This is a genomic window from Microbacterium sp. AB, from assembly GCF_032878875.1.
Lineage (GTDB): Bacteria > Actinomycetota > Actinomycetes > Actinomycetales > Microbacteriaceae > Microbacterium > Microbacterium betulae.
The window spans coordinates 1,556,217-1,577,109 of record NZ_CP118157.1 but is presented as its reverse complement, the minus strand read 5'-3'; the positions used below and the strand labels follow the sequence as shown (position 1 = coordinate 1,577,109).

Annotated in this window: 15 protein-coding genes and 1 tRNA gene; 6 read left to right on the top strand and 10 right to left on the bottom strand. The window is 72.3% G+C overall.

Annotated elements, in window-relative coordinates:
- Nucleotides 1–147: 147 nt before the first annotated feature.
- Nucleotides 148–888 carry an exonuclease domain-containing protein gene (locus N8K70_RS07350; protein ID WP_394357831.1) on the top strand — a complete coding sequence of 247 codons (741 nt, stop codon included), beginning with the start codon at nucleotides 148–150 and terminating at the stop codon, nucleotides 886–888.
- Between the two features lie 24 nt (nucleotides 889–912).
- On the opposite strand, the gene N8K70_RS07345 is transcribed toward N8K70_RS07350, so the two are convergent.
- Entirely contained in the window at nucleotides 913–2,139 is a 1,227-nt protein-coding gene (locus N8K70_RS07345) for a CDP-glycerol glycerophosphotransferase family protein (protein ID WP_394357815.1), read from the bottom strand.
- A gap of 52 nt (nucleotides 2,140–2,191) precedes the next feature.
- Here N8K70_RS07345 and N8K70_RS07340 point away from each other — a divergent pair, with 52 nt between their 5' ends.
- Nucleotides 2,192–3,310 carry a glycosyltransferase family 2 protein gene (locus tag N8K70_RS07340; RefSeq protein WP_394357814.1) on the top strand — a complete coding sequence of 373 codons (1,119 nt, stop codon included), beginning with the start codon at nucleotides 2,192–2,194 and terminating at the stop codon, nucleotides 3,308–3,310.
- A gap of 6 nt (nucleotides 3,311–3,316) precedes the next feature.
- Here N8K70_RS07340 and N8K70_RS07335 read toward each other — a convergent pair whose 3' ends face one another.
- From N8K70_RS07335 to N8K70_RS07325, 3 genes are all read right to left on the bottom strand, one after another.
- Nucleotides 3,317–4,747, bottom strand: a complete 1,431-nt coding sequence (locus N8K70_RS07335) for a CDP-glycerol glycerophosphotransferase family protein (protein ID WP_317140941.1) — start codon at nucleotides 4,745–4,747, stop codon at nucleotides 3,317–3,319.
- Entirely contained in the window at nucleotides 4,744–6,006 is a 1,263-nt protein-coding gene (locus N8K70_RS07330; RefSeq protein ID WP_317140940.1) for a CDP-glycerol glycerophosphotransferase family protein, read from the bottom strand. Before N8K70_RS07330 ends, N8K70_RS07335 begins: the two co-directional genes overlap by 4 nt.
- 65 nt (nucleotides 6,007–6,071) lie before the next feature.
- Nucleotides 6,072–7,631, bottom strand: coding sequence for a trypsin-like peptidase domain-containing protein (locus N8K70_RS07325; protein ID WP_317140939.1), 1,560 nt, complete (start codon nucleotides 7,629–7,631; stop codon nucleotides 6,072–6,074).
- 107 nt (nucleotides 7,632–7,738) lie between these two features.
- On the opposite strand from N8K70_RS07325, the gene N8K70_RS07320 reads away from it, so the two are divergent.
- The gene (locus N8K70_RS07320) at nucleotides 7,739–8,941 is read left to right on the top strand and encodes an aminotransferase class I/II-fold pyridoxal phosphate-dependent enzyme (protein ID WP_317140938.1); all 1,203 of its coding nucleotides are present in this window, start codon (nucleotides 7,739–7,741) and stop codon (nucleotides 8,939–8,941) included.
- A gap of 8 nt (nucleotides 8,942–8,949) precedes the next feature.
- Here N8K70_RS07320 and N8K70_RS07315 read toward each other — a convergent pair whose 3' ends face one another.
- Nucleotides 8,950–9,756 carry a carbon-nitrogen hydrolase family protein gene (locus N8K70_RS07315; RefSeq protein WP_317140937.1) on the bottom strand — a complete coding sequence of 269 codons (807 nt, stop codon included), beginning with the start codon at nucleotides 9,754–9,756 and terminating at the stop codon, nucleotides 8,950–8,952.
- A gap of 5 nt (nucleotides 9,757–9,761) precedes the next feature.
- On the bottom strand, nucleotides 9,762–9,986 hold the full coding sequence (locus N8K70_RS07310; RefSeq protein WP_394357813.1) for a DUF6328 family protein: 225 nt from the start codon (nucleotides 9,984–9,986) through the stop codon (nucleotides 9,762–9,764).
- Between the two features lie 89 nt (nucleotides 9,987–10,075).
- On the opposite strand from N8K70_RS07310, the gene N8K70_RS07305 reads away from it, so the two are divergent.
- A tRNA-Met gene (locus N8K70_RS07305) sits at nucleotides 10,076–10,152 on the top strand.
- Nucleotides 10,153–10,545: 393 nt separating this feature from the next.
- On the opposite strand, the gene N8K70_RS07300 is transcribed toward N8K70_RS07305, so the two are convergent.
- Both N8K70_RS07300 and N8K70_RS07295 read right to left on the bottom strand, forming a co-directional pair.
- Nucleotides 10,546–13,485 carry a UPF0182 family membrane protein gene (locus N8K70_RS07300; RefSeq protein WP_317140936.1) on the bottom strand — a complete coding sequence of 980 codons (2,940 nt, stop codon included), beginning with the start codon at nucleotides 13,483–13,485 and terminating at the stop codon, nucleotides 10,546–10,548.
- Nucleotides 13,486–13,534: 49 nt separating this feature from the next.
- Entirely contained in the window at nucleotides 13,535–14,659 is a 1,125-nt protein-coding gene (locus N8K70_RS07295; protein ID WP_317141191.1) for a YlbL family protein, read from the bottom strand.
- Between the two features lie 124 nt (nucleotides 14,660–14,783).
- On the opposite strand from N8K70_RS07295, the gene N8K70_RS07290 reads away from it, so the two are divergent.
- Nucleotides 14,784–16,181 (top strand): zinc-dependent metalloprotease, encoded by a 1,398-nt coding sequence (locus N8K70_RS07290; RefSeq protein WP_317140935.1) that lies wholly within the window; start codon nucleotides 14,784–14,786, stop codon nucleotides 16,179–16,181.
- A 797-nt stretch (nucleotides 16,182–16,978) separates the two neighbouring features.
- On the opposite strand, the gene N8K70_RS07285 is transcribed toward N8K70_RS07290, so the two are convergent.
- Both N8K70_RS07285 and nudC read right to left on the bottom strand, forming a co-directional pair.
- Complete coding sequence (locus N8K70_RS07285; RefSeq protein ID WP_317140934.1) at nucleotides 16,979–18,688, bottom strand: ATP-dependent helicase; 1,710 nt, start codon at nucleotides 18,686–18,688, stop codon at nucleotides 16,979–16,981.
- On the bottom strand, nucleotides 18,685–19,578 hold the full coding sequence (gene nudC / locus N8K70_RS07280; protein ID WP_317140933.1) for an NAD(+) diphosphatase: 894 nt from the start codon (nucleotides 19,576–19,578) through the stop codon (nucleotides 18,685–18,687). Before nudC ends, N8K70_RS07285 begins: the two co-directional genes overlap by 4 nt.
- Before the next feature lie 64 nt (nucleotides 19,579–19,642).
- On the opposite strand from nudC, the gene N8K70_RS07275 reads away from it, so the two are divergent.
- Entirely contained in the window at nucleotides 19,643–20,893 is a 1,251-nt protein-coding gene (locus N8K70_RS07275; protein ID WP_317140932.1) for a phosphotransferase, read from the top strand.

Below are 20,893 nucleotides of genomic sequence, written 5' to 3'. Positions count from 1 at the left end.
CTGAGTATGGCGACATCATGGCCGGATCCGCCGCCCCTGTTCGACATCGACGACGGGGGCGAGCGGCCCACGTGGTTCAGCCGCTCCGCTCGCACCAGGGGCGGAGTCCCCCGGCGCGCCGCCCACGCCTCCCAGGAGGAGATCACGATGGTCTTCGACGTGCCGTCCACCGTCGCCGCGTCGCCCGCGGGCGTCTCGCGCCCAGGACTCGACCGGGTCGGCGTTTTCGATCTCGAGACGACGGGCGTGGACGTCGAGAACGACCGCATCGTCACCGCGTACGTCGGCCTTCTCGACCGCGATGGATCGGTGATCCACGACGAGCGCTGGATGGCCGACCCCGGCGTCGAGATCCCCGAGGGCGCGACGGCCGTGCACGGCATCACGACGGAGCGGGCGCGCGCCGAGGGGCGTCCGGCGGCGGAGGTCGCGGCCGAGATCGTGGCGGCGCTGCGCACGATCTTCGCCGGCGGCATCCCGATCGTCGCGTACAACGCCCCCTTCGACTTCTCGCTGCTCAAGCACGAGGCGCTGCGGCACGGCGTCGAGCCGATCGCGCAGCCGACGCCGGTGGTCGATCCGCTCGTGATCGACAAGAGCTTCGACCGCTTCCGGCGCGGCAAGCGGACGCTGGAGACCGTCGCCGCGCACTACGACGTCGACCTCGACGCCGCGCACGAGGCCTCTGCCGACGCCGTGGCCGCGGGTCGCGTCGCGCTCGCCATCGCCGACCGGTACGCCGACCGTCTCCCGGCCGATCCCGACGAGCTGCACACGCGTCAGATCGGATGGGCGCGCGAGCAGGCGGAGAGCCTGACGGAGTACTTCGTCAAGATCGGCCGGCTCGACCCCGAGGAAGCGCTCGACGGCAGCTGGCCCATCCGCTGAGCGGCGGAGACGGGAACGGCTGCCTCACGCGCCCGCGCGTGCGTTCCAGTCGTCCCACTTCGCCATGAGCTGCTCGACGGCCGCGTGGAACTTCGCCGTCGCCGCCCCCGGGGTCGTGTCGCCGAAGTAGTGCTCGACCCAGTGGGCGAGCCGCTCGGTCGCCTCGGGATCGGCGCGCACGCGATCGATCTCGGCGACGATGTCCAGCGCCCCCTCCGGCTCGAGCCACTCGCACGCGGACAGGTAGCCGCCCTCGTCGATCTCGGCGGCGGGATCGGCGGGAAGGGTGATGAGAAGAGGCTTTCCGACCGCCAGCCGGTCGTACACCATCGCCGAGATGTCGACGATCGCCACATCCGCCGCCGCCAGCTGCCAGCCGAGGTCCGGCCCGTCGTCGTACACGTGCTGGGCGGAGGGGTCCTTCTCGTTCGCGGTGCGGATGGCCTGGATGATGCGCGCGTTCGCCTCGCCGAACGCGCGGTCGACGACGCCGCTGCGCGGGTGCGGACGGTAGACGACGCGGTGCCTGCCGGTCGCGAGCAGCGCGTCGACGAGCTCGACGCCGTGCGTGACCACCGATCCGTACCGGGCCGCCGGACGGTCGCCCTCCCACGTCGGCGCGTAGAGCACCACCGTCCGATCGTCGGGAGCGTACGGCACGTCCGCGGAGTAGTGGTCGGCCTGCGGGCGGCCGATCTCGATCGTCCGGCGGTCGATGTCGTAGTCCCACAGCACCCGGCTCAGGCGGTTGCGCGCCGCCTGGCCCGCCACGAACGCGAAGTCGTACGCCTTGTACTGGTTCGTCGTCATGTACATCTTGTCGGACTCGCCGTGGTTGATGAACACGTGCCAGCACCCGCCGTAGCGGAACATCTGGAAGTTCCGGGTGTTCTGGTTCACGTACAGCACGATCCGGATGTCCTGGGCGTCGAGGAAGCGCTCCACGCTCGTCACGCTGGGCACGAACGCGATCGGCAGCGCGCCGTCGTCGAGCAGGGCCTTGGCCCCCATCGCGTTGCGCGCCATGACGACGACGGGCCAGCGCTCCGCCAGCTTCCGCAGGGGCCCGTACCACTGACGCATCTGGTACATGTTCACCTCGCTGTCCGCGAAGTAGACCGCGATCCGGAAGCGGTGCGGCGTCAGCGGCCTCGACGCGAAGGTGCGGCTCACGGCGCGGTGAGCGCGGCGGGAGGTGAAGGCCTTCCGCAGGAAGTCGGTCGTTCTCTTCACATCGCCCACGAGACCCACCGCTCCAGGCTACCCGGGGGCTTCCCGGCGACCGACATGGGATGATCGACGAATGCGTAACGATCCCGCCGTCGGCCCCCGTCAGCCGCGCCGGGACGCGACGCAGGTGGCGGCCGACGCCGGCGTGTCGTTCGTGATGCCCGTCCTCAACGAGATCGGCTACCTCCGGCGCGCCGTCGAGACGACGCTCGCGCAGGAGGTCCCCGGCCCCATCGAGCTCGTGCTCGCACTGGGGCCCTCGACGGACGGCACCACGGCGCTCGCGCACGAGCTCGCGGCGGCGGACGATCGCATCGTCCTCGTCGAGAACCCCGCAGCCGACATCCCCGTGGGCCTCAACGCGGCCATCCGCGCCAGCTCCCATCCCACCATCGTGCGCGTCGACGCGCACTCCGAGCTGACGCCGGGCTACGCGACGCGCGCCCTCGACACGCTCGCCCGCACGCGCGCAGGCAACGTGGGCGGCGTGATGCGCGCAGACGGGCGGACGCCGTTCCAGCGAGCCGTCGCCTGGGCGTACAACTCCCCCATCGGGCTCGGCGGCGCGGCGTACCACGGCGGCTCGCTCGAGGGCGAGGCGGAGTCGGCCTACCTCGGCGTCATCCGGCGCGCCGTGCTCGACGACGTCGGCCTCTTCGACGAGACGATCCGGCGCGGCGAGGACTGGGAGCTCAATCTGCGCATCCGCTCCGCGGGCTACCGCGTCTGGTTCGACCCCGCGCTCTCGGTGACGTACTGGCCGCGCTCGAGCTGGACGCGGCTCGCGAAGCAGTTCCTCGCGACCGGCCGGTGGCGCGGCGAGCTGTTTCGCCGCTACGGCCGCCGCAATGCGCTGAAGTACTTCGCCCCGCCCGCGCTCGTGATCCTCATCGCGCTCGCGCTCGTCGTCGGGGCGCTCCTCGCGTCCGGGGCGGCAGCAGCCCTTCCGTGGCTCGCCGTCGTGGCGCCCGCCGTCCTCCTGCCGGTCGCTGCCTACGTCCTCCTCGTGGTCGCGTTCTCCGCCGTGGCCCGCGGCCCGGGCTTCGGGCTCCGCGAACGCGGATGGCTGCTGGCCGTGCTCCCCACGATGCACCTGGCCTGGGGAACGGGCTTCCTCACCGGCGCGGTCCGCGGAGCCCACGACACGGTCGACACCTCGCGGCTGTCGGGCCGCAACACCCCGCTGCCCTGACGGAGCTCAGCCGCGCGAGACGAAGCCCTGGTCGAGGATCCGGGCGACGACGCGCTCGGCGGCGTGCCCGTCCTCGCGCGCGTTGAACCGGCGACGCCAGGCTTCGTACCTCCCGGCGTACTCCGACGAGTCGCCGTCCAGCGCGTCCAGGAGCTCGTCCACGTCGCGCACGAGCGGCCCCGGCGCGTGCGCGGCGAGGTCGAAGTAGAAGCCGCGCAGCTCGCCGCGATAGTGCTCGAGGTCGGGCACGAGGAAGTACATGGGCTTGCCGGTGACGCTGAAGTCGAACATCACGGACGAGTAGTCGGTGATGAGCGCGTCCGCCGCGAGGAGCAGCTCGGCGGTGTCGGGATACGCCGTCACGTCGACGACACGAGGGCCCGTGACGTCGCGCCCGGGGATGAGGGTCCGGGAATGGCCGCGGACGAGCACCACCGCGTCGGCGCCGACCGCGAGCCCGCTCGGGTCGAGGAAGTCGACGATCTCCTCGCGGTCGTCGCGCCATGTCGGCGCGTAGAGGAGCACGCGCTCGTCCGGGCCGATCCCCAGCCGCTCGCGCGCGGCACGCGGATCTCCCGTCACGAGCCGGTCGTTGCGGGGATAGCCCTCGACCCAGACCGGCTTGCGGAGGAACGCGTAGGCCCTGCCGAGGATTCCCGCGGCGTAGGGGTTCTGAGCGAGGAGCACGTCCCAGCGGCGGGACTCCTTGAGGGTGGCGCCCCAGCGCCGCGGGGCGAAGCCGCGCCGATGCAGGGCGAGGCGCTTGAGGGGCGTGCCGTGCCAGGTCTGCAGCACGCGCTGCCCCGGACGCCGGGCGAACGCGCGACGCAGCCAGTCGTTCACGACGAGCAGCCGCGAGACGCTCCGCGCCCGCCACCACTCCGGGCTTCCCTCGACGACCGGCACCGCGCCCTCCGGAACGGCGACCGAGAGGTCGACCACGCTCCAGTAGCGCGTCACGTGCGGCGCACGACGGGCGAGCTCGCGGTCGATCGCGAGCGGGTTGCAGCTCGCGTGACGGCCGTAGAAGCTCTCGAAGAACACGGCGTCCTCGAGCGGGATCGCCCGTGAGAGGTAGCGCCGCTCGAGCGCCCCCTGTGCGTCGGCCGTGTCGTAGACGGGGTCCGTGGGCGGGCCGACGACGAGCACGTCGCCCTCGATCGTCGCGCGCAGCCCGCCGACGAGCTGCGACGGCAGCGGCTCGGGAGGTTCCTCTCCCTCGACGACGATGCGGTAGCGGCCGGACGGCAGCGGCAGCTCCTCCCCGCCCCAGCGCGCGGCGGTGAGCGGGAAGCGGGCCTTCCAGGTCTTCCCCCGTCCCGTCAGCCTCCCCTCGACGCGGAGCCGCGCGCCCTCCAGGAACGCCGAAGGCGGTCGCGGGCCCTCGCCCTCGACGACGAGAAGCGTGCCGTCCGGTTCGAGCCGGGCAGTGGTCATCGGCGTCCTCTCCTCGGGCTGCGGCCCGCTCCGCGACGCGCGATGATCGCGTCGTACACGCGTCGAGCATTGCCGCCGTCGCGGAATGCGTGCATGCGTCCGCTCAGTCTGGCAGACCGCGCCGTGCGGTCCTCGCGGATTGCGGCATCCTCGCGGAGAGCCACGAGCTGAGCGATCAGCTCCGTCCATCCGGTGGCGTGGTCGTCGCCCGCGACGTCGCGATAGGAGCCGTAGAACCCCCGGCGGGAGCGATACGCGTCCACGTCGGGAGCGAGGTAGAGCACCGGCAGCGGGACGAGCCCCGCGTCGTACGCGAGCGACGAGTAGTCGGTGACGAGGGCGTCCAGTCCCGGCAGCGCCGCGGTGACGTCGCGAAGCCGGTGCGCTCCCAGGTCGCGCACCCTCTCCGTCGCGAACGGGGGCGTGTAGGAGCCCTCGCCCAGCCGATGGGAGCGCACGAGCAGCACCGCGTTCACGCGATCGAGCGCGTCGACGATCTCACGCCACCCGGCGGCGTCCGGGACGGCCGGATCGACGTCGCCGTCTCGCCAGGTGGGCGCGTAGAGCACGAGCGCCGCGCCGTCGGGCGCATCCCCCACGACGGACCGGACGATCTCCCTCCCGCGCGTACGCCGGTCGTCCTCGCCGCCTCTGCTCAGCACGTCGACGCGCGGCTCCCCCGTCACGACGACACGGCCGTCGGGCAGGCCGAACGCCGATTCGAGACGACCGCGCACGAGGTGCGATGCGGCGGGGATCAGGCTGATGCGCCGCTGGGCGCCGCGGTAGAGCCACGCCAGGAGTCGGGAGACGGCGGCGGAGTCCGGGAGGAGCGCGCTGCGGACGGTCTCGGCGGAGTCGAGGCCGATGCGCTTGAGCGGGATCCCGTGCCACAGCTGCGCGAGGAATCCTCCCGACACGGCGTACGGGTTGACGTCGCCCGCCCCGTAGGAGACGACGAGGACGCCGCCGCGCGCGGTCGCCCAGAAGCCGCGCCACGAGAACTTGGGGAGAGCGGGGATGCCGAGCGCCTCCGCCTCGCGCGCCTCCGCCTCGTCGGCGGCGAGCCACACCGTGTCGCGCCCCTCGGACGAGGCGATGCGCCAGATCTCCAGCGGTCCGTCGCCGACGCCCGCGCCGCAGCCGAACACCCATCGGTCCGTGCGCGGCACGATCAGGGTCACGAGGCGTCCGAGGCCGTAGAGCGGGAGGCGCAGGAGCTTTGCCGCGTTGCCCGCGCCGAACGAGAAGGACGCCACCCCACGAGCGTACTGGTGGGGCGGCGTCCTTCTCGTCGGCTCGCCCGGACGGGGCGAGCGTCGTGTCACTCGAGCGTGCCGAGCGTGACGTCCGCCGTGTACTCCTCGCCGTCGCGCACGTACGTGATGGTCGCGTCGCTGCCGGCCGCGGCGGCCCGCACCTGCGCCGTGAGATCGACCGCGTCGGAGACGGGCGCTCCGTCGAAGGCCGTGACGATGTCGCCCTCCTGTAGGCCGGCCTCCGCGGCGGCTCCGCCGCCGACGACCTCGGCGATGTAGGCGCCCGTGATGGTGGCTCCCTCGATCTGGCTCGACGGCTGCACGCTCGCGCCGAGCAGACCGTGCGTGGCAGAGCCCGTCTCGACGATCTCGTTCGCGACGCGCTCGACGATGTTCGACGGGATCGCGAACCCGACGCCGATGGAGCCCGACTCCTCCGACGTGCTGTCCGCGGTCGCGATGGCGACGTTGAGCCCGATGAGCTTGCCCTCGCTGTCGACGAGCGCACCGCCCGAGTTGCCGGGGTTGATGGCCGCGTCCGTCTGGATGACCGAGATCGCGATGGACTCGGTCGCCTGGGACTGCTGCTCCTCCTGGCCCGGGATGTCGAAGTACCAGGGGCTCGAGCTGTCGCCCTGGTCGTCGTCCTCGGTGCTGTCACCCTCGGGCGCGGCGGACGAGGCGATCTCGATGCTGCGGTTGAGGGCGCTGACGATGCCCGTCGTCACCGTGTTGGCGAGTCCCAGCGGCGCGCCGACGGCGACGGTCGTCGCTCCGACGTTGAGCTGCGAGGAGTCGGCGAAGTCGATGGGCGTGAGGTCGGACGCGCCCTCGAGCTTGATCACGGCGAGGTCGTAGGTCGGGTCGGTTCCCACGACGGTGGCGTCGTAGATGTGCCCGTCGCTCGTCGTGACCCGGATCGTGGCGTCGCTCTCCGTGCCGCCGAGCGTGACGACGTGGGTGTTGGTGACGACGTACCCGTCGTCGCTCAGGACCACGCCCGATCCGCTGCCCGACGACGACGCGCCGGCGACGTCGATCGTGACCACGCTGGGCAGCACCTCGGTGGCGATGGCGGTCGCCTCGTTCACCGAGCCGGGGTTGTTCACCGTGATGTTGCTCGGCGACGTCCCCGACGACGAGGCGATGCTCGTCCCGCCCGAGAGGGAGCTCCAGGCCCAGCTGCCGCCGAACCCGGCGGCGCCGCCGACGAGGGCGGCCACGAGCACGGCCGCGGCGACCTTGCCCGCGCCCGTCCTCTTCTTCTCCGCGACAGGCGCGGGCGCCCATCCGGGCTGCTCTCCGTCGCGGGGCAGAGGCTGGGTCGGCTGCGTCGCGCCGAAGGCCGCGCCCGCATGGTGGCCGTTCTCGGCAGTGGGCTGTCCGCCGGCGTGCGCCTGGTAGGCGTTCTGCGCGCCGAAGGCCGCGCTCGGCGGCGTCTGCGACGGGGCGGCCGGGTTCACGCCATAGCCCGTCGGCGGCGCAGGCCGCGGCGGGATGTTGAGCTGCTGCGCTCGCCCGGGGTCGGCCGTCGGCTGGCCCGACGCGGCCGCTTCGCCGCCGGCTGCAACGGCAGGGTCCTCGTTCTGCTCCGGGGTCTCGTCGGAACGCTGGTTGTCGTCCATGGGTGCTCCTTCTTCCACGTCCCCCTCAGAGTGATCGCGCACTCTGTGTGGTTCCTATGCGAAGGATATGCCGGATCCGTGACTTTGCGTGCGGGTAGCCTGAGCGGGTGACGCACATCGACGGAGCATGGAGGCGCGCCGCCCGGGGCGCGGGTCTCCTCGGAGAGGACGGATCGGTCGCGCCCACGATCTTCGCGGAGATGTCCGCGCTCGCGGCCGCGACGGGGGCGCTCAACCTGGGGCAGGGGTTCCCCGACGAGGACGGCCCCGAGGCGGTTCTCGAGGCGGCGCGCACGGCGATCTCGCACGGCGCCAACCAGTACCCGCCGGGCCGCGGCACCACGGACCTGCTCGAGGCCATCGCGGAGCATCAGCAGCGCTTCTACGGTCTGCGGCTCGATCCGACGAGCGAGATCGTCGTCACGGCGGGAGCGACGGAGGCCCTCGCGGCGACGCTCCTCGCCCTCGTCGACGGGCCGGACGACGAGGTGGTCGTCTTCGAGCCCTACTACGACTCGTACGCGGCGTGTGTTGCCCTCTCCGGCGCGACCCTCCGCACGGTGCCGCTGCGGTGGCCCGGGTTCCAGCCCGACCTCGACGAGCTCGCCGCGGCCGTGAGCGACCGCACCCGGATCATCCTCGTCAACGATCCCCACAACCCGACGGGGGCCGTCTTCGAGCGCGCCGTGCTCGAGGAGATCGTGCGTCTCGCACACCGCCACGACGCGGTCATCGTCACGGACGAGGTCTACGAGCACCTCGTGTTCGACGTCGCGCACACGCCGATCGCGACGCTGCCCGGTGCGGCGGAGCGCACCCTCGCCATCTCATCCGGCGGCAAGACGTTCCGCACGACCGGATGGAAGATCGGCTGGGTCTCGGGGCCTGCCGACCTGCTCACCGCCGTGCTGACCGTCAAGCAGTTCCTCACCTACGTGAACGGATCCCCCTTCCAGCCGGCGATCGCCACCGGCCTGCGGCTGCCGGATGGGTTCTTCCACGACCTCGCGTCGGATATGAAGGGCAAACGGGACATCCTCGGCGCAGGTCTCGAGGCCGCGGGCTTCGACGTCTCCCCGCCGCAGGGCTCCTATTTCACCGTCGCCGACGCCGCGCCCCTCGGCGCCGAGGACGCCGGCGACTTCTGCCGCACGCTTCCCGAGCGCGCGGGCGTCGTGGCCATCCCGCTCACCGCGTTCGTGACCGCACGGCGACGCGCCGAGTACGCCACGCTCGTGCGCTTCGCCGCCTGCAAGCGCGTCGACGTGCTCGAGGAGGCGGCGTCGAGGCTGCGGGCGCTCTCCGCGTAGCCCCGGGGTCAGCGAGGGACGACGCGGTAGCGACGCAGCTCGAGCGCGGGGTTCACACGACGGACGTTGTCGACGGCGGCACGCTCCAGGAACGCCACGGCGACGTCCGTCGTCGTCCCGACGCTCGCGACGGCCGTCCCCTGGGGGTCGACGATCAGGGAGTTGCCGACGGCGAGCGGCGGGGTGTGGTCGGCCGCCGCGACGTAGATCGTGTTCTCGATCGCCCGCGCCAGCAGCAGGGTGCGCCAGTGGTGCTCCTTGAGCGGTCCCCGCACCCACTGCGCGGGGACGACGGCGACGTCGACCCCGGCGTCGGCGAGGAGACGGGCCGACTCCGGGAACCGCAGGTCGTAGCAGGTCATGAGCCCGAAGACGAGGCCGCCGACCACGAAGGTCTCGGGCTCCGCGGTGTCACCCGGCTCGACCCAGTCGGACTCGCGCTGCCCGAAGGCGTCGTACAGGTGGGCCTTGCGGTACACGGCGCGCACTCCCCCGGCGTCGGCCGCGACCACCGTGTTCCGCACCCGCTCGCCATCCGCCGACTTCTCGAGCAGCCCCGCCACGATCGTGACGTCGTGCGCGGCGGCGAGCCCCCGCAGGAACGACACGAAGGCGCCGTCGAGGGCCTCGGCGTTCGCGAGGACGGATGCGTCGAAGGGATCGACGAAGTAGCTCGAGTACTCGGGGAGCACGACGACGCGGGCGCCGCGCGCCGCGGCGCGGACGACGAGGGACGCGATCTCCTCCCGGTTCGCGTGCGGGTCGGCACGGGGCGAGAACTGGGCGACGGCGACTCCGAGGGCGTTCTCCGGCATGCGGCTCAGCCTATTGCGCGCGACGCTCCCTCCGCATCGAGATGACGGCGGGTGCCGCGGAACGCGATCGGCAGCACTGCCCAGAGGGCGAGCAGGAACCCCGTGATGCTCTGCGTGCCGGTCGGGAGCACGCGCAGCTCCTGGAGCACTCCGCTCCCGTTGCGGTCGTGGCGCTCGGCGGTGCTCTCCCCCGGACGGAGCTCCGAGGGCCCTTCGGCGTCGTCGGTCACGGCCCCATCCTCGCGCCACGCCCGGGCGGCGCCAAGGAGGCCACTCGATTCGACGCGTCTCCGACGCCGTGTTAGGCTATGAGACGTGCCGCGGGGTGGAGCAGTTCGGTAGCTCGCTGGGCTCATAACCCAGAGGTCGTAGGTTCAAATCCTGCCCCCGCAACCAAGTCCGAAGGCCCGGTTCCCTCCTCGGAGGGAACCGGGCCTTCGTCGTGAAAGGCGACGGGCTGACGCTCCTCGCGAGACGAGGCGACGGCCCCGGCGGCTCGGCCGGCCCAAGACCTTCACGCGGCGCTTCCGCCTGTCCGGCCGATCGGGCGAGTGGCTCGGATTCGTCGAGCCGGGCGTCGTGCGGCCGGGCGACGCACTCGTGCTGCGGGGCGGCGGCGAGGGCGCGCGCCCGTCGCCGAGCTGTCGGTGCTGTGCGACTCGGGGACGCGGATCGCTCCCGGGCAACGGGCCACGATCGATCGCGCGCCTCGCCGCGCCGCCATCCCGGACGGACGAAGCCCCGCGGATCCGTCGGGATCCGCGGGGCTTCTCGCGGGACGAGCGCGCCCTACTCGGCCGGCGTCTCCTCGGTCGAGTCCGTATCGCTCTCATCCGTGAAGGAGAGCAGACGCTCCACGGCGTCGGTGAGCGCCTCATCGGCCTCCGCGTAGGCGACCAGGTCGTCGTCCGCGAGCGCCTGCTGCTTCGCCTCGATCGCCGCCTGCGCGTCCTCCAGGGCCTGTGCGTACGTGTCGGTGGACGGCGTCGTCGGCTGATCCGTCTCCGGCTCGGCCGGCTCCGTCGGCTCCTCCGCGTCGGGGTCGACGGGCGTCACGTCGTCGTCTCCGGTCTCCGCCCCGGAATCGCCGCCGAACAGTGCGTCGAGCGACTCGGCGAGCGTGTCCTCGAACGCCAGCTGATCGCCGAACGCCACGAGCACCTTGCGCAGCAGCGGATACGACGTGCCGCTCGTCGACTGCACGTACACGGGCTGCACGTACAGCAGACCGCCTCCGACGGGGAGCGTCAGCAGGTTCCCGAGGCTCACGTTCGACGCCCCGATCGTGAGGAGGTTCATCTCCTGCGCGATCGCCGAATCGGAGTTGAACGAGTTCTGCACCTGACCGGGCCCGGGGACCGTGGTGTCGGCGGAGATCTCGAGCATCGTGAGCTTGCCGTAGTCCTCCCTCACGGTGCCGGCCTCCGAGCCGGCGTCGGAGTCGACCGCGAGATACCCCATGAGCACGTTTCGCGTGCCGCCGTCCGGGATGAACGTCGTGAACATCGAGAAGGTCGGGTCCTCCTCCCCCGGCATGCGCATGGAGAGGTAGTACGGGGGCTGCAGGGCCTGGTCGTTCGTCGGGTCGTTCGGCGTCGTCCAGGCGTTGTCGCGCTGGTAGAACGCCCGGGCGTTGTCGACGTGGTACGTGCCGAGCATCGCGCGCTGCACCTTGAACAGGTCCGTCGGATACCGCACGTGGCTGATGAGGTCGGCGGACATGTCGTCGATCGACTTGATCGTCGTCGGATAGACCTTCTGCCAGGTCTCCAGCACCGGGTCCTCCTCATCCCACGCGTACAGCGTCACGCTGCCGTCGTAGGCGTCGACCGTGGCCTTGACCGAGTTGCGGATGTAGTTGATCTCGTCGATCAGCAGGTTCGGCGTCGGGTTGGTCGAGTCGCTGATGGCCTGCGACAGGCTCACCTGCGAGGAGTACGGGTATGTCGCGCTCGTCGTGTAGCCGTCGACGATCCACACGATGCGTCCGTCCACGACGGTCGGGTACGGATCGCTGTCGAGGGTGAGGTACGGCGCGACCTTCTGGACGCGCTCACGCGGGTCGCGGTCGTAGAGGATCTGCGACTCCTCGTTCACGTAGTCCGAGAAGAGGATCTGCTCCGACTGGAACTTCAGCGCGTAGAGGATCCGGTTGAAGAAGCCGCCCACGCTGGGGCCGCCCTCGCCGGAGAACGTCGTGTTCGTCTGGGACTCGCCCTCCTCGCCGGCCGGGTAGTCGAGCTCGACGGGATCGGTGCCCTCGGGGGCGCCGACGATCGAGTACGGGGGCGAGTTCTCGCCGAAGTACACGCGCGGCTCGTAGTCGAGGTCGGTCAGGACGCCGGTGGACGGGATGTCGCTCTCGATGAAGACGGGCTCACCCTCGTTCGTGCGCTCGTTGCCCTTCGCGGCGACCATGCCGTAGCCGTGCGTGTACACGAGCGTCGTGTTGTTCCAGGTCTGCGCGTCGGAGTCGAGCTCGTTCAGGTCGAGCTCGCGGACGGCGACGACGGTGTCCTGCATCTCGCCGTCGACCTCGTAGCGGTCGACGTCGAGCGTCTCGCCGAAGCCGTAGTAGGCGCGGTACTGCTGCAGCTGCTGCACCGTGGGCCCGATGATCCCCGGATCCATGAGCCGGATGGACGCCGTCGTGTCCGCGTCGTCTCGCAGCTGGCCCGCCGCCGCATCGGTGGCGGCCGCGAAGGGCACCGTCTCGATGCCGTCGAGCGCGTACGCCGCGCGCGTCGCGTCGACGTTGTTCTGGTAGTAGGGCAGTTCGAGGGACTGCTCGTTCGGGCGCACCTGGAACGTCGTCACGGCCCACGGGTATCCGACGCCGACCACGAGCGAGGTGACGATGAGCAGCGCGGTCGCCACGAGCGGATAGCGCCAGCGGCCGATCACGGCGGTGACGAAGAAGAGCACCGCGACGATCGCCGCGACGATCGCGAGGATGGTCTGGCCGGGGATGACCGCGGTGTCGCCCGCGTAGCCGGGACCGGTGATGCGCTCGCCCTGGTCGACCATCGTGAAGTAGCGGTTGAGCCACAGGTTCGCTCCCTGCACGAGCAGGTAGAGGCCCGCGAGGATCGCCAGCTGGATGCGGGCCGGCTTCGAGATCCGCAGCTCCCCCTGACCGATGCGCACGGAGCCGTACAGGTACGACACGAGCGCCGTCAGCAGGAGGGAGATGAGCACCACGGCGGAGAGGAAGCCCACGACCGCTCCGTAGAACGGCAGCGCGAACATGTAGAAGCCCGTGTCGAGCCCGAACTGCGGATCGGCGTCCGCCGTGGCGGTGCCGTTCGCCCAGACCCAGACGGTCTCCCACTGCGACGACGCGGCGAAGCCGGCGAAGAACCCGAAGAAGACCGGGATGCCCCACATCGCCAGCCGGCGCAGGGGCTCGACGACCTCCTGGTAGCGATCGAGCTGCGAGCTCAGACGCGCGTAGACGGGGCGCAGCCGGTACGCGAGGAAGATCGCGAGCCATACGGGCACGGCCATCCCGGCGAACCCGATGACGAACATCACGACCCGGCCCGTCCACTGGGTCACGAGCACGGACTCGAACCCGAGCTGGTCGAACCAGAGGAAGTCCGTGTACAGCGACGCGAAGACGAAGAACGCGACCACCAGCGCGGCGATGACCGCCAGCGAGATCGTGACGATTCGTCGGAACGGGGACGGAGTCGTGGCCGGAGTCGGCGCTGAGGTCGAGGTCACCATTCCATCCTAGGCATGCATACGGTGTGCATCGCCCGGACAGGGGGAATGCTCAGCCAGCGGCGCACGTCGGCAGCTCCGACGTGTCGCCCTCCGCGATGGCCTCCACCGTCGTGAGCGCGTCGTCGAGGGTGCCGATCGAGAACACCCGCAGGCCGTCGGGGACGTGGCCGACGGCCTCGTCGCAGTTCGACGCCGGCGCGAGGAACCAGTCGGCCCCGGCGTCCCTGGCGCCGTAGAGCTTCTGGCGGATGCCGCCGATCGCCCCCACCGTGCCCTCCGCGTCGATGGTGCCCGTCCCGGCGATCTGCTCGCCGCCGGTGAGCTCGCCGGGCGTGAGCGTGTCGATGATCCCGAGCGCGAACATCGTCCCCGCGCTCGGGCCCCCCACGTCGTCGAGCTGGATCGTGACGTCGATCGGGAAGTCGAACGCCGTCGTGAGATAGACGCCGATGAGCCAGGTCGTCGTGCCGTCCACGTCCGACTCCTCCGGCGTGATCTCGACGTCCTGGTCCTCGCCGTCGCGCTCGATCGTCAGGGTCACGGGGTCCCCCGCGCCCTCGTTGACGATCGCCTTGAGCCTGTCGATGTCGGTGACGGCCTCGCCGTCGGCGGCCAGGATGAGATCGCCCTCCTGCACGATCCCCTCGGCCGGGGACTCGTCGTCCGTCGGCCCCACCACCTGCAGCTGCGCGCCCACGTCGTATCCGAGCTGCGTCAGGGCCGCCGCCGTCGCCTCGCCCTGCGAGTCGACCATGAGCGCCGTGTTCTGCTCCTCGCGCTGCTCGGTCGTCTGGCCCTCGGGGAAGACCGCGTCGATCGGCACGACGGCGCGCGAGGCGTCGAGCCACGCGAGCGCGAGCTCGAACCAGGAGGGCGTGCGATCGCGATTGCCGACGACCTGCACGGTCGTCAGGTCGAGCGCGCCGCCCGTCTCGTAGGTCTCCGCCCCGTCGACGGAGATGAGGGGCACGTCCTCGCCGTCGCCGTCCACGGCGCTGCCGATCGTGTTGTAGACGGGACCCGGCTGCTGGATGACGTACCCCGTCGGGAGGAAGGTGAGCGCCGCGAGCGCCACGAGCGCCACGACGAGCGCCCAGACCCCCGCGACCGTGCGGCGCGGGGCGAGGGGCCTGCCGGTCCTGGCGCGCAGAGGCGCTGACTCGTCGGGGATCATCACGGGGTTCCTTCCGCCGTCGTTCGCGGGTGGCGTAAGCGCATCCGCCTCGCTGCGGGAGGAGCACGGACCGGCGCGATTAGCCTAGATCGGACAGACCGACACCGGCTGAAAGGCGGCTGACGTGGCAGACGACGACAGGACTCCCGAGGAGGAGTTCCAGGAGCTCATGCGCCGGCTCATGAGCGGCGGGGCGATCGATCCCGAGCAGCTCTCTCGCATGGCGGGCATGGAGATCGATCCTGCGATGCTCTCGCAGCTGATGCAGCAGTTCCAGGGCGCGTTCGCCGGGTCCGCGGACGGGTCCATCTCGTGGGAGGCGACGAGGAAGCAGGCGCTCCACATCGCGAACCAGGACGGTCTGGGCGTGACGTCGGGCCAGCGCACGGACCTCGACCAGGCCTACGCGCTCGCGGGGCTGTGGCTCGGAGAGGCGACGACGCTCTCGCCGACCGCGGAGTCCCCGCGGATCGTGACGCGCGGGGAGTGGGTCGAGGAGACGCTCCCGGTGTGGCAGGAGGTCGCCGAGCCCGTCGCCACGAGCATCGCCGACGCCCTCACCGACGCGCTGCGCACACAGGTCCCCGACGAGATGCAGGACCTCGTCCAGAGCGCCGGGCGCCTCATGCGCGGGGTCGGCGGCACGCTCTTCGCGACGCAGCTCGGGCAGGTCGTCGGCAAGCTCTCGCTCGAGGTCGTGAGCGGCGCAGACGCCGGCATCCCCGTGCTGCCGGCGGGAGCCGCCGTGATCCTGCCGCAGAACTTCGCCGAGCTCGGAGCCGGCCTCGAGATCCCGGACGACCAGCTCGCGCTCTACATCGCCGCCCGCGAGCTCGCGTCCGCACGCCTGTTCCGCCACGCGAAGTGGCTGCGTCTCCACGTCCTCTCGCAGATCGGCGACTACGCGCGCGGCATCCACGTCGACACTGACGCGCTCGAGGAGATGGCATCGCGTCTCGACCCGTCGCAGCCCGAAGAGCTGCGCGCGGCGCTGGAGAGCGGAGCCCTCCTCCCCCAGCAGTCCGAGGAGCAGCGCCTCGCCCTGACCCGCCTCGAGAACCTGCTCGCCCTCGTCGAGGGATGGGTCGACGTCGTGACGGCGGATGCGACGTCGCGCGTGCCCCACCTCGATCGCATCGCGGAGGCGATCCGGCGTCGCCGCGCCGAGGGCGGGCCCGCGGAGGACGCGCTGGGCGCGCTCGTCGGACTGCGCCTGCGCCCGCGCCGCCTCCGGGAGGCGTCCGCGATGTGGCGCTCCGTCACCGAGGCCGTCGGCATCGCCGCGCGGGACAGCCTGTGGGACTACCCGGACCTCATGCCGACCTCGGAGGACATCGACGACCCGGCTGCGCTCGTCGCGCGTCTCGAGTCCCAGGCGCGCGGCGAGACGCCGGCGTCGGACGACCTCGACGACGCCCTCGCCCGCCTGTTCGCCGAAGAGGCGGAGAGGTCCGGCGACGCGTCGCCGGACGAGGACACGGACCCGTCCGACCGGCGTCCCGAGGGCGATCGGCCCGTCTGATCGCCTCGTCCACAGGCCATCCGGCACGCGGGTCGTGTCGTGCAGCCTGTGGACAGCACGCACGCGGCGACGCGCTTCGCGCCAGAATCGCGCTATGGCGCATTTCGTCCTCGATCCCTCGCATCACCCGTTGTGGCGCGACGAGTCGACGCTCCAGCTCGGCGTCGACGGCGCCGTCCGCATCGCCGACCCGGAGCGCTGGCAGGAGCGCCTGATCGATCGTCTCGTTGACGGCGTCGACGACGACGAGTTCGACGCGCTCGCGGCGGTGCTGCGGGTCGAGACGTCTTCCCTGCGCGCCTTCCTCGACGCCATCGCCCCCGCGCTGCGGCGCGTGGGAGCGCCACGCCCCCTGCACGTCGTGACCGCCGACGGCGTGCCGCCACGGACGGTCATGGTCGTCTGCGACGCCCTCGCGGCGTGCGGATGGGCGCCGGAGTGGGTCACGATCGCGGCGACGAGCCGCCGGGTGCCCGTCGTCCTCATCGCGCACCACCTCGTCCCGCCGAGCGCGTGGGCGCCGCTCGTCCGCGACGACGTCCCGCACGTGCCCGTGGTCTTCGCCGCCGAGCAGGCGCAGATCGGCCCCGTCGTCGTCCCGGGAGAGAGCGCGTGCCTCGCGTGTCTGGCCGCGCACGAGCGAGACAGGGACGACGCCTGGCCGGTGCTCGCCCTGCAGCTGCTCGCGCGCACGCCTCCCGAGGTGCCGTCGCCCCTCGGCGTGGCCGCGGGCACGCTCGCCGCGGAGCTGCTGGCAGCGCGCGGGCGCTCGGGCGAGCCGAGCAGGTCGGCGATCGTCAGCGCCGCCGGCCGCCGGCACTGGCGGACCCACCGGCCGCACGCAGAGTGCCTGTGCCGATCTCCGCGAGATACCGGGACGGCTCCCGCTGCCCTCGCCCGGACGCCGACCCGCGCGACCACGACAGCGAGAGCGACCGCTCTGCCCGCGTGATGCCCACATACGCCAGCCGGCGCTCCTCGTCGACGCCCTCGAGCGAGGTCGCGTACGAGATCGGCAGCAGCCCCTCGGCCATGCCGATGAGGTGCACGTGGGGCCATTCCAGCCCCTTGGCGGCGTGCAGCGTCGAGAGGGTGACCGTCTCCAGCGTCGGCTCGTGCTGATCCTTCGCCCGCGCGAGGAGGTCCTCGGTGAACGCGCGCAGCGTGGTCCCGGCGGCCGCCTCCTGCGCCAGACGGAGGAGAGACGCCCTGGCCTCCCACGCGTCGCGCAGCGCACCCCCCGCCGCGGGCGGATCGTCCGTGTGCCCGAGACTGCGCAGCACGTCGCGGACGATCTCCACGAAGCCCTGGTCGCTCGGGGCCACGGCCGCGCCGCGCAGCGTGAGAACGGCCTGACGCACCTCCGGGACGTCGAAGAAGCGCCGTCCGCCGAGCACGGTCGTGGGGACGCCGCGCCGCGCGAGCGCCTCCTGGATCTCGGCCGACTGCGCGTGCGAGCGGTAGAGCACGGCGATCTGCGACGGCGAGGAAGACTCCAGCCTGCGGGCGATCGCGTCGGCCACGCCCTCCGCCTCGGCCCGCTCGTCCGGGTATCCCGCCACGACGGGCGTCTCCCCCCGGCCGTCCGTGTCGGGGGCCTCGAGCCTCAGCGCCCCCGGCCTGCCGCGCATGAGGGCGTTGGCGACGTCGACGATCGCCGGCGTCGAGCGGTAGTTCCGCTCGAGCCGCACCACGGTGGCATCGGGATAGCGCTTCTCGAACTCCAGGAGGAACCGCGACTCGGCGCCCGTGAACGAGTAGATCGTCTGGCTCGCGTCGCCCACGACGCACAGATCCCGCCGGTCTCCGAGCCACAGCTCCAGGAGGCGGTTCTGCAACGGCGACACGTCCTGATACTCGTCGACGGTGAAGTGGCGGTACTGCTCGCGCACCGACCGCGTCACCTGCGGTTCGGCCTCGAGCATCCCCGCGCAGGCGAGGAGCACGTCCTCGAAGTCGAGCTGGCGCCGTTCGTCCTTCAGCCCCTCGTACGCGCGCATGAGGTCGACGAGGGCGGACGGCCCGATGCGCCCGACCGTCCGCTGGAGCCTCCCGTACTGCTCGAGGGTCCGCATCGTGACCTTGCGCCACTCGATCTGCGCCGCGACGTCGCGCAGGGTCGCGGTGTCCGGGCGCAGGCGCAGGCCTTCCGCCGCCTGGGCGAGCAGACGCACCTTGTTGTCCACGATCTTCGGCGCGACGTCGCCGGCCACGGTCGGCCAGAAGTAGTTGAGCTGCGCGAGAGCCGCGGCGTGGAAGGTCTTCGCCTGCACCCCCTCGACGCCGAGCATGCGCAGACGGCCCCGCAGCTCGCCCGCCGCCTTCGCCGTGAACGTCAGAGCCATGACGCGATGGGGGGTGTAGGCGCCCGTGTCGACGCCGTGCGCGATGCGATGCGTGATGACCCTCGTCTTGCCCGCTCCTGCGCCGGCGAGCACGGCGACGGGTCCGCGGAGCATCGAGGCCGCGCGGCGCTGCTGGTCGTCGAGGGCGTCGAGCGCGCTCACTCGCCCTCGTACCAGGCGCGGATGAGGCGGTGCGCGATCGAGACGGGTCCGGGCAGCCCCACGCCGCCGCGGCCCTCCAGTCCCTCGCCGATCTCCTCGCGGGTGAACCAGCGGACGTCGACGATCTCCGTGCCGTCCGGACGAGCCTCCTCGTCGACGACGGCCGCGGCGTGGAAGCCGAGCATGAGGGAGCGCGGGTACGGCCACGGCTGCGAGCCGAGGTAGCGGATCCGGTCGACGCGCACTCCCGCCTCCTCGCGCAGCTCGCGGTGGACGGTCGTCTCGAGCGACTCCCCCGCCTCGACGAACCCGGCGAAGCACGAGTACATCCGGCCCTGCCACGCGGCGTTCGCACCCAGGAGCAGCCGCTCCCCGTCCGCGCTCGTGATCGCGACGATGACGGCGGGATCGGTGCGGGGGAAGTGCTCCCGACCGCATCCGTCGCACAGCCGAGACCATCCCGCCTGCCTCGTCGTCGTCGGGGAGCCGCACGCGGAGCAGAACGGCGCGTCGACGAGCCAGCGGCCGAGGCCCACCGCCGCGACGAGCGTGTCCAGCTCCTCCGATGGCAGCAGCGCGCCGACGTCGCGCACGGCGCCCCATGCGCGCGGGGGCTCGAACAGCTCGGCGCCCTGCGCCGGGAACGCCGCGAGCAGCACGGCCTCGCCGGAGGGCCCTCGCCCGAGGAACGCCCAGCGGGCGTCCTCCGGCACGCTCGCGACGTCGACCAGGTCGAGCGCGGGCCCGCCCGCCTCGCGCAGCAGCGCCCGGTCGCCGCGGACGACGAGCACCCGCGTGGCGACGTCGGCGATGGCGTCGTCGAGCAGCCCGGGAGCGTCGCGCTCCCCCGCGCTCCTGTCGACCTTCAGGGGGGCGGAGTGGACGGGCATCCGGTACCTCTCTCGCGGGCGTGGCGCGGTGGGACGAGCGCGGCGGCGACCTAACCTGGTACCCATGGCACGCTCACTCCTCACTCTAGCCGCGGCCGCGACGGCCGCCGTGCCCGGTGCGGAGGTCACGGGCGTACGGACCCTGACGGCAGGAGGCGGCGGCCGCCACGACTCCGCCGTCGCCACGCTCGCCGACGGGCGCGAGCTCGTCGTGCGCGTGCCGGCGGACGAGAACGCGGAGCGCGAGATCGCGGCCGAGGTCGTGGCGCTGCGCGCGCTGACGTCGGGAGTGCGCGAGCTGCTCGGCTTCGAGGCCCCCGTCTTCCACGGCTCCGTCCCGTACGACGGGACGAACGCGATCGTCACGAGCTTCGTGCGCGGGTATCAGGTCGAAGCCGGCGAGATCCCTCAGGGGCCCGGCGTCGCGACGTCGATCGGGCGGGCCATGGCCGTCGTCCACGGCCTCCCGGGGTCGGTCGTCCGGTCGGCGGGCCTGCCCGTCCGCTCTCCCGAGCAGTCGCGGGCGGAGGTCGAGCGCATCCTCGACGCGGCGGGCGCGAGCGGACGGGTGCCCGTGCGGCTCATGGTCCGATGGCGGGAGGCCGTCGAGGACGACCGGCTCTGGTCGTTCGAGTCGGCGGTCTGCCTCGGGGGCACGCAGCCGACCTCGTTCGTGATCGTCGACGACGTCGCGGGCGTCCCGCGCGTCTCGGGCGTGCTCGAGTGGCAGGGCCTGTCGATCGACGATCCCGCCGTCGATCTGCGCTGGGTGTCGTCCGCGCCCTCGGCGACCGATGACGTCTTCGAGGCGTACGGCGCGGCGGCCCACCGCGCTCCCGACGCCGCTCTGCGGGTCCGCGCGCGCCTGCACGCCGAGCTGGAGTTCGCGCGCTGGCTCGTCCACGGTCTGGAGACCCATCGCCCGGAGGTCGTGGACGACGCCGCGGCGCTCCTCGAATCGCTCTCCGAGGGCGTGCGCGACGATCGCCTGCGCGCGGGCCTCGGCGCGGCGTCCTCCGACGTCGACGACGCGCTCGCGGCGATCGGCCGGGTGCCGGAGACGGCGTCCGCGACCGTCGACACGTCGATGCAGACCGACGCCTACGATCCCGCGCAGCTCGGCCTCGACCCGGACGCCGGCTGGGGGGACGCCGCCCCGGCGGAGGAGCGCCCCCTCACCACCGAGACGGTGCCGGACGTGCGTCTCCCCTCGGCCCAGCCCGCCGACGACGCCGAGGCGACCGCTCCGCTCGACATGGACGCCTACATCGCGCTCGAACGCGAGACGGACGGCTCCGAGCGCCGCGACCGCTGA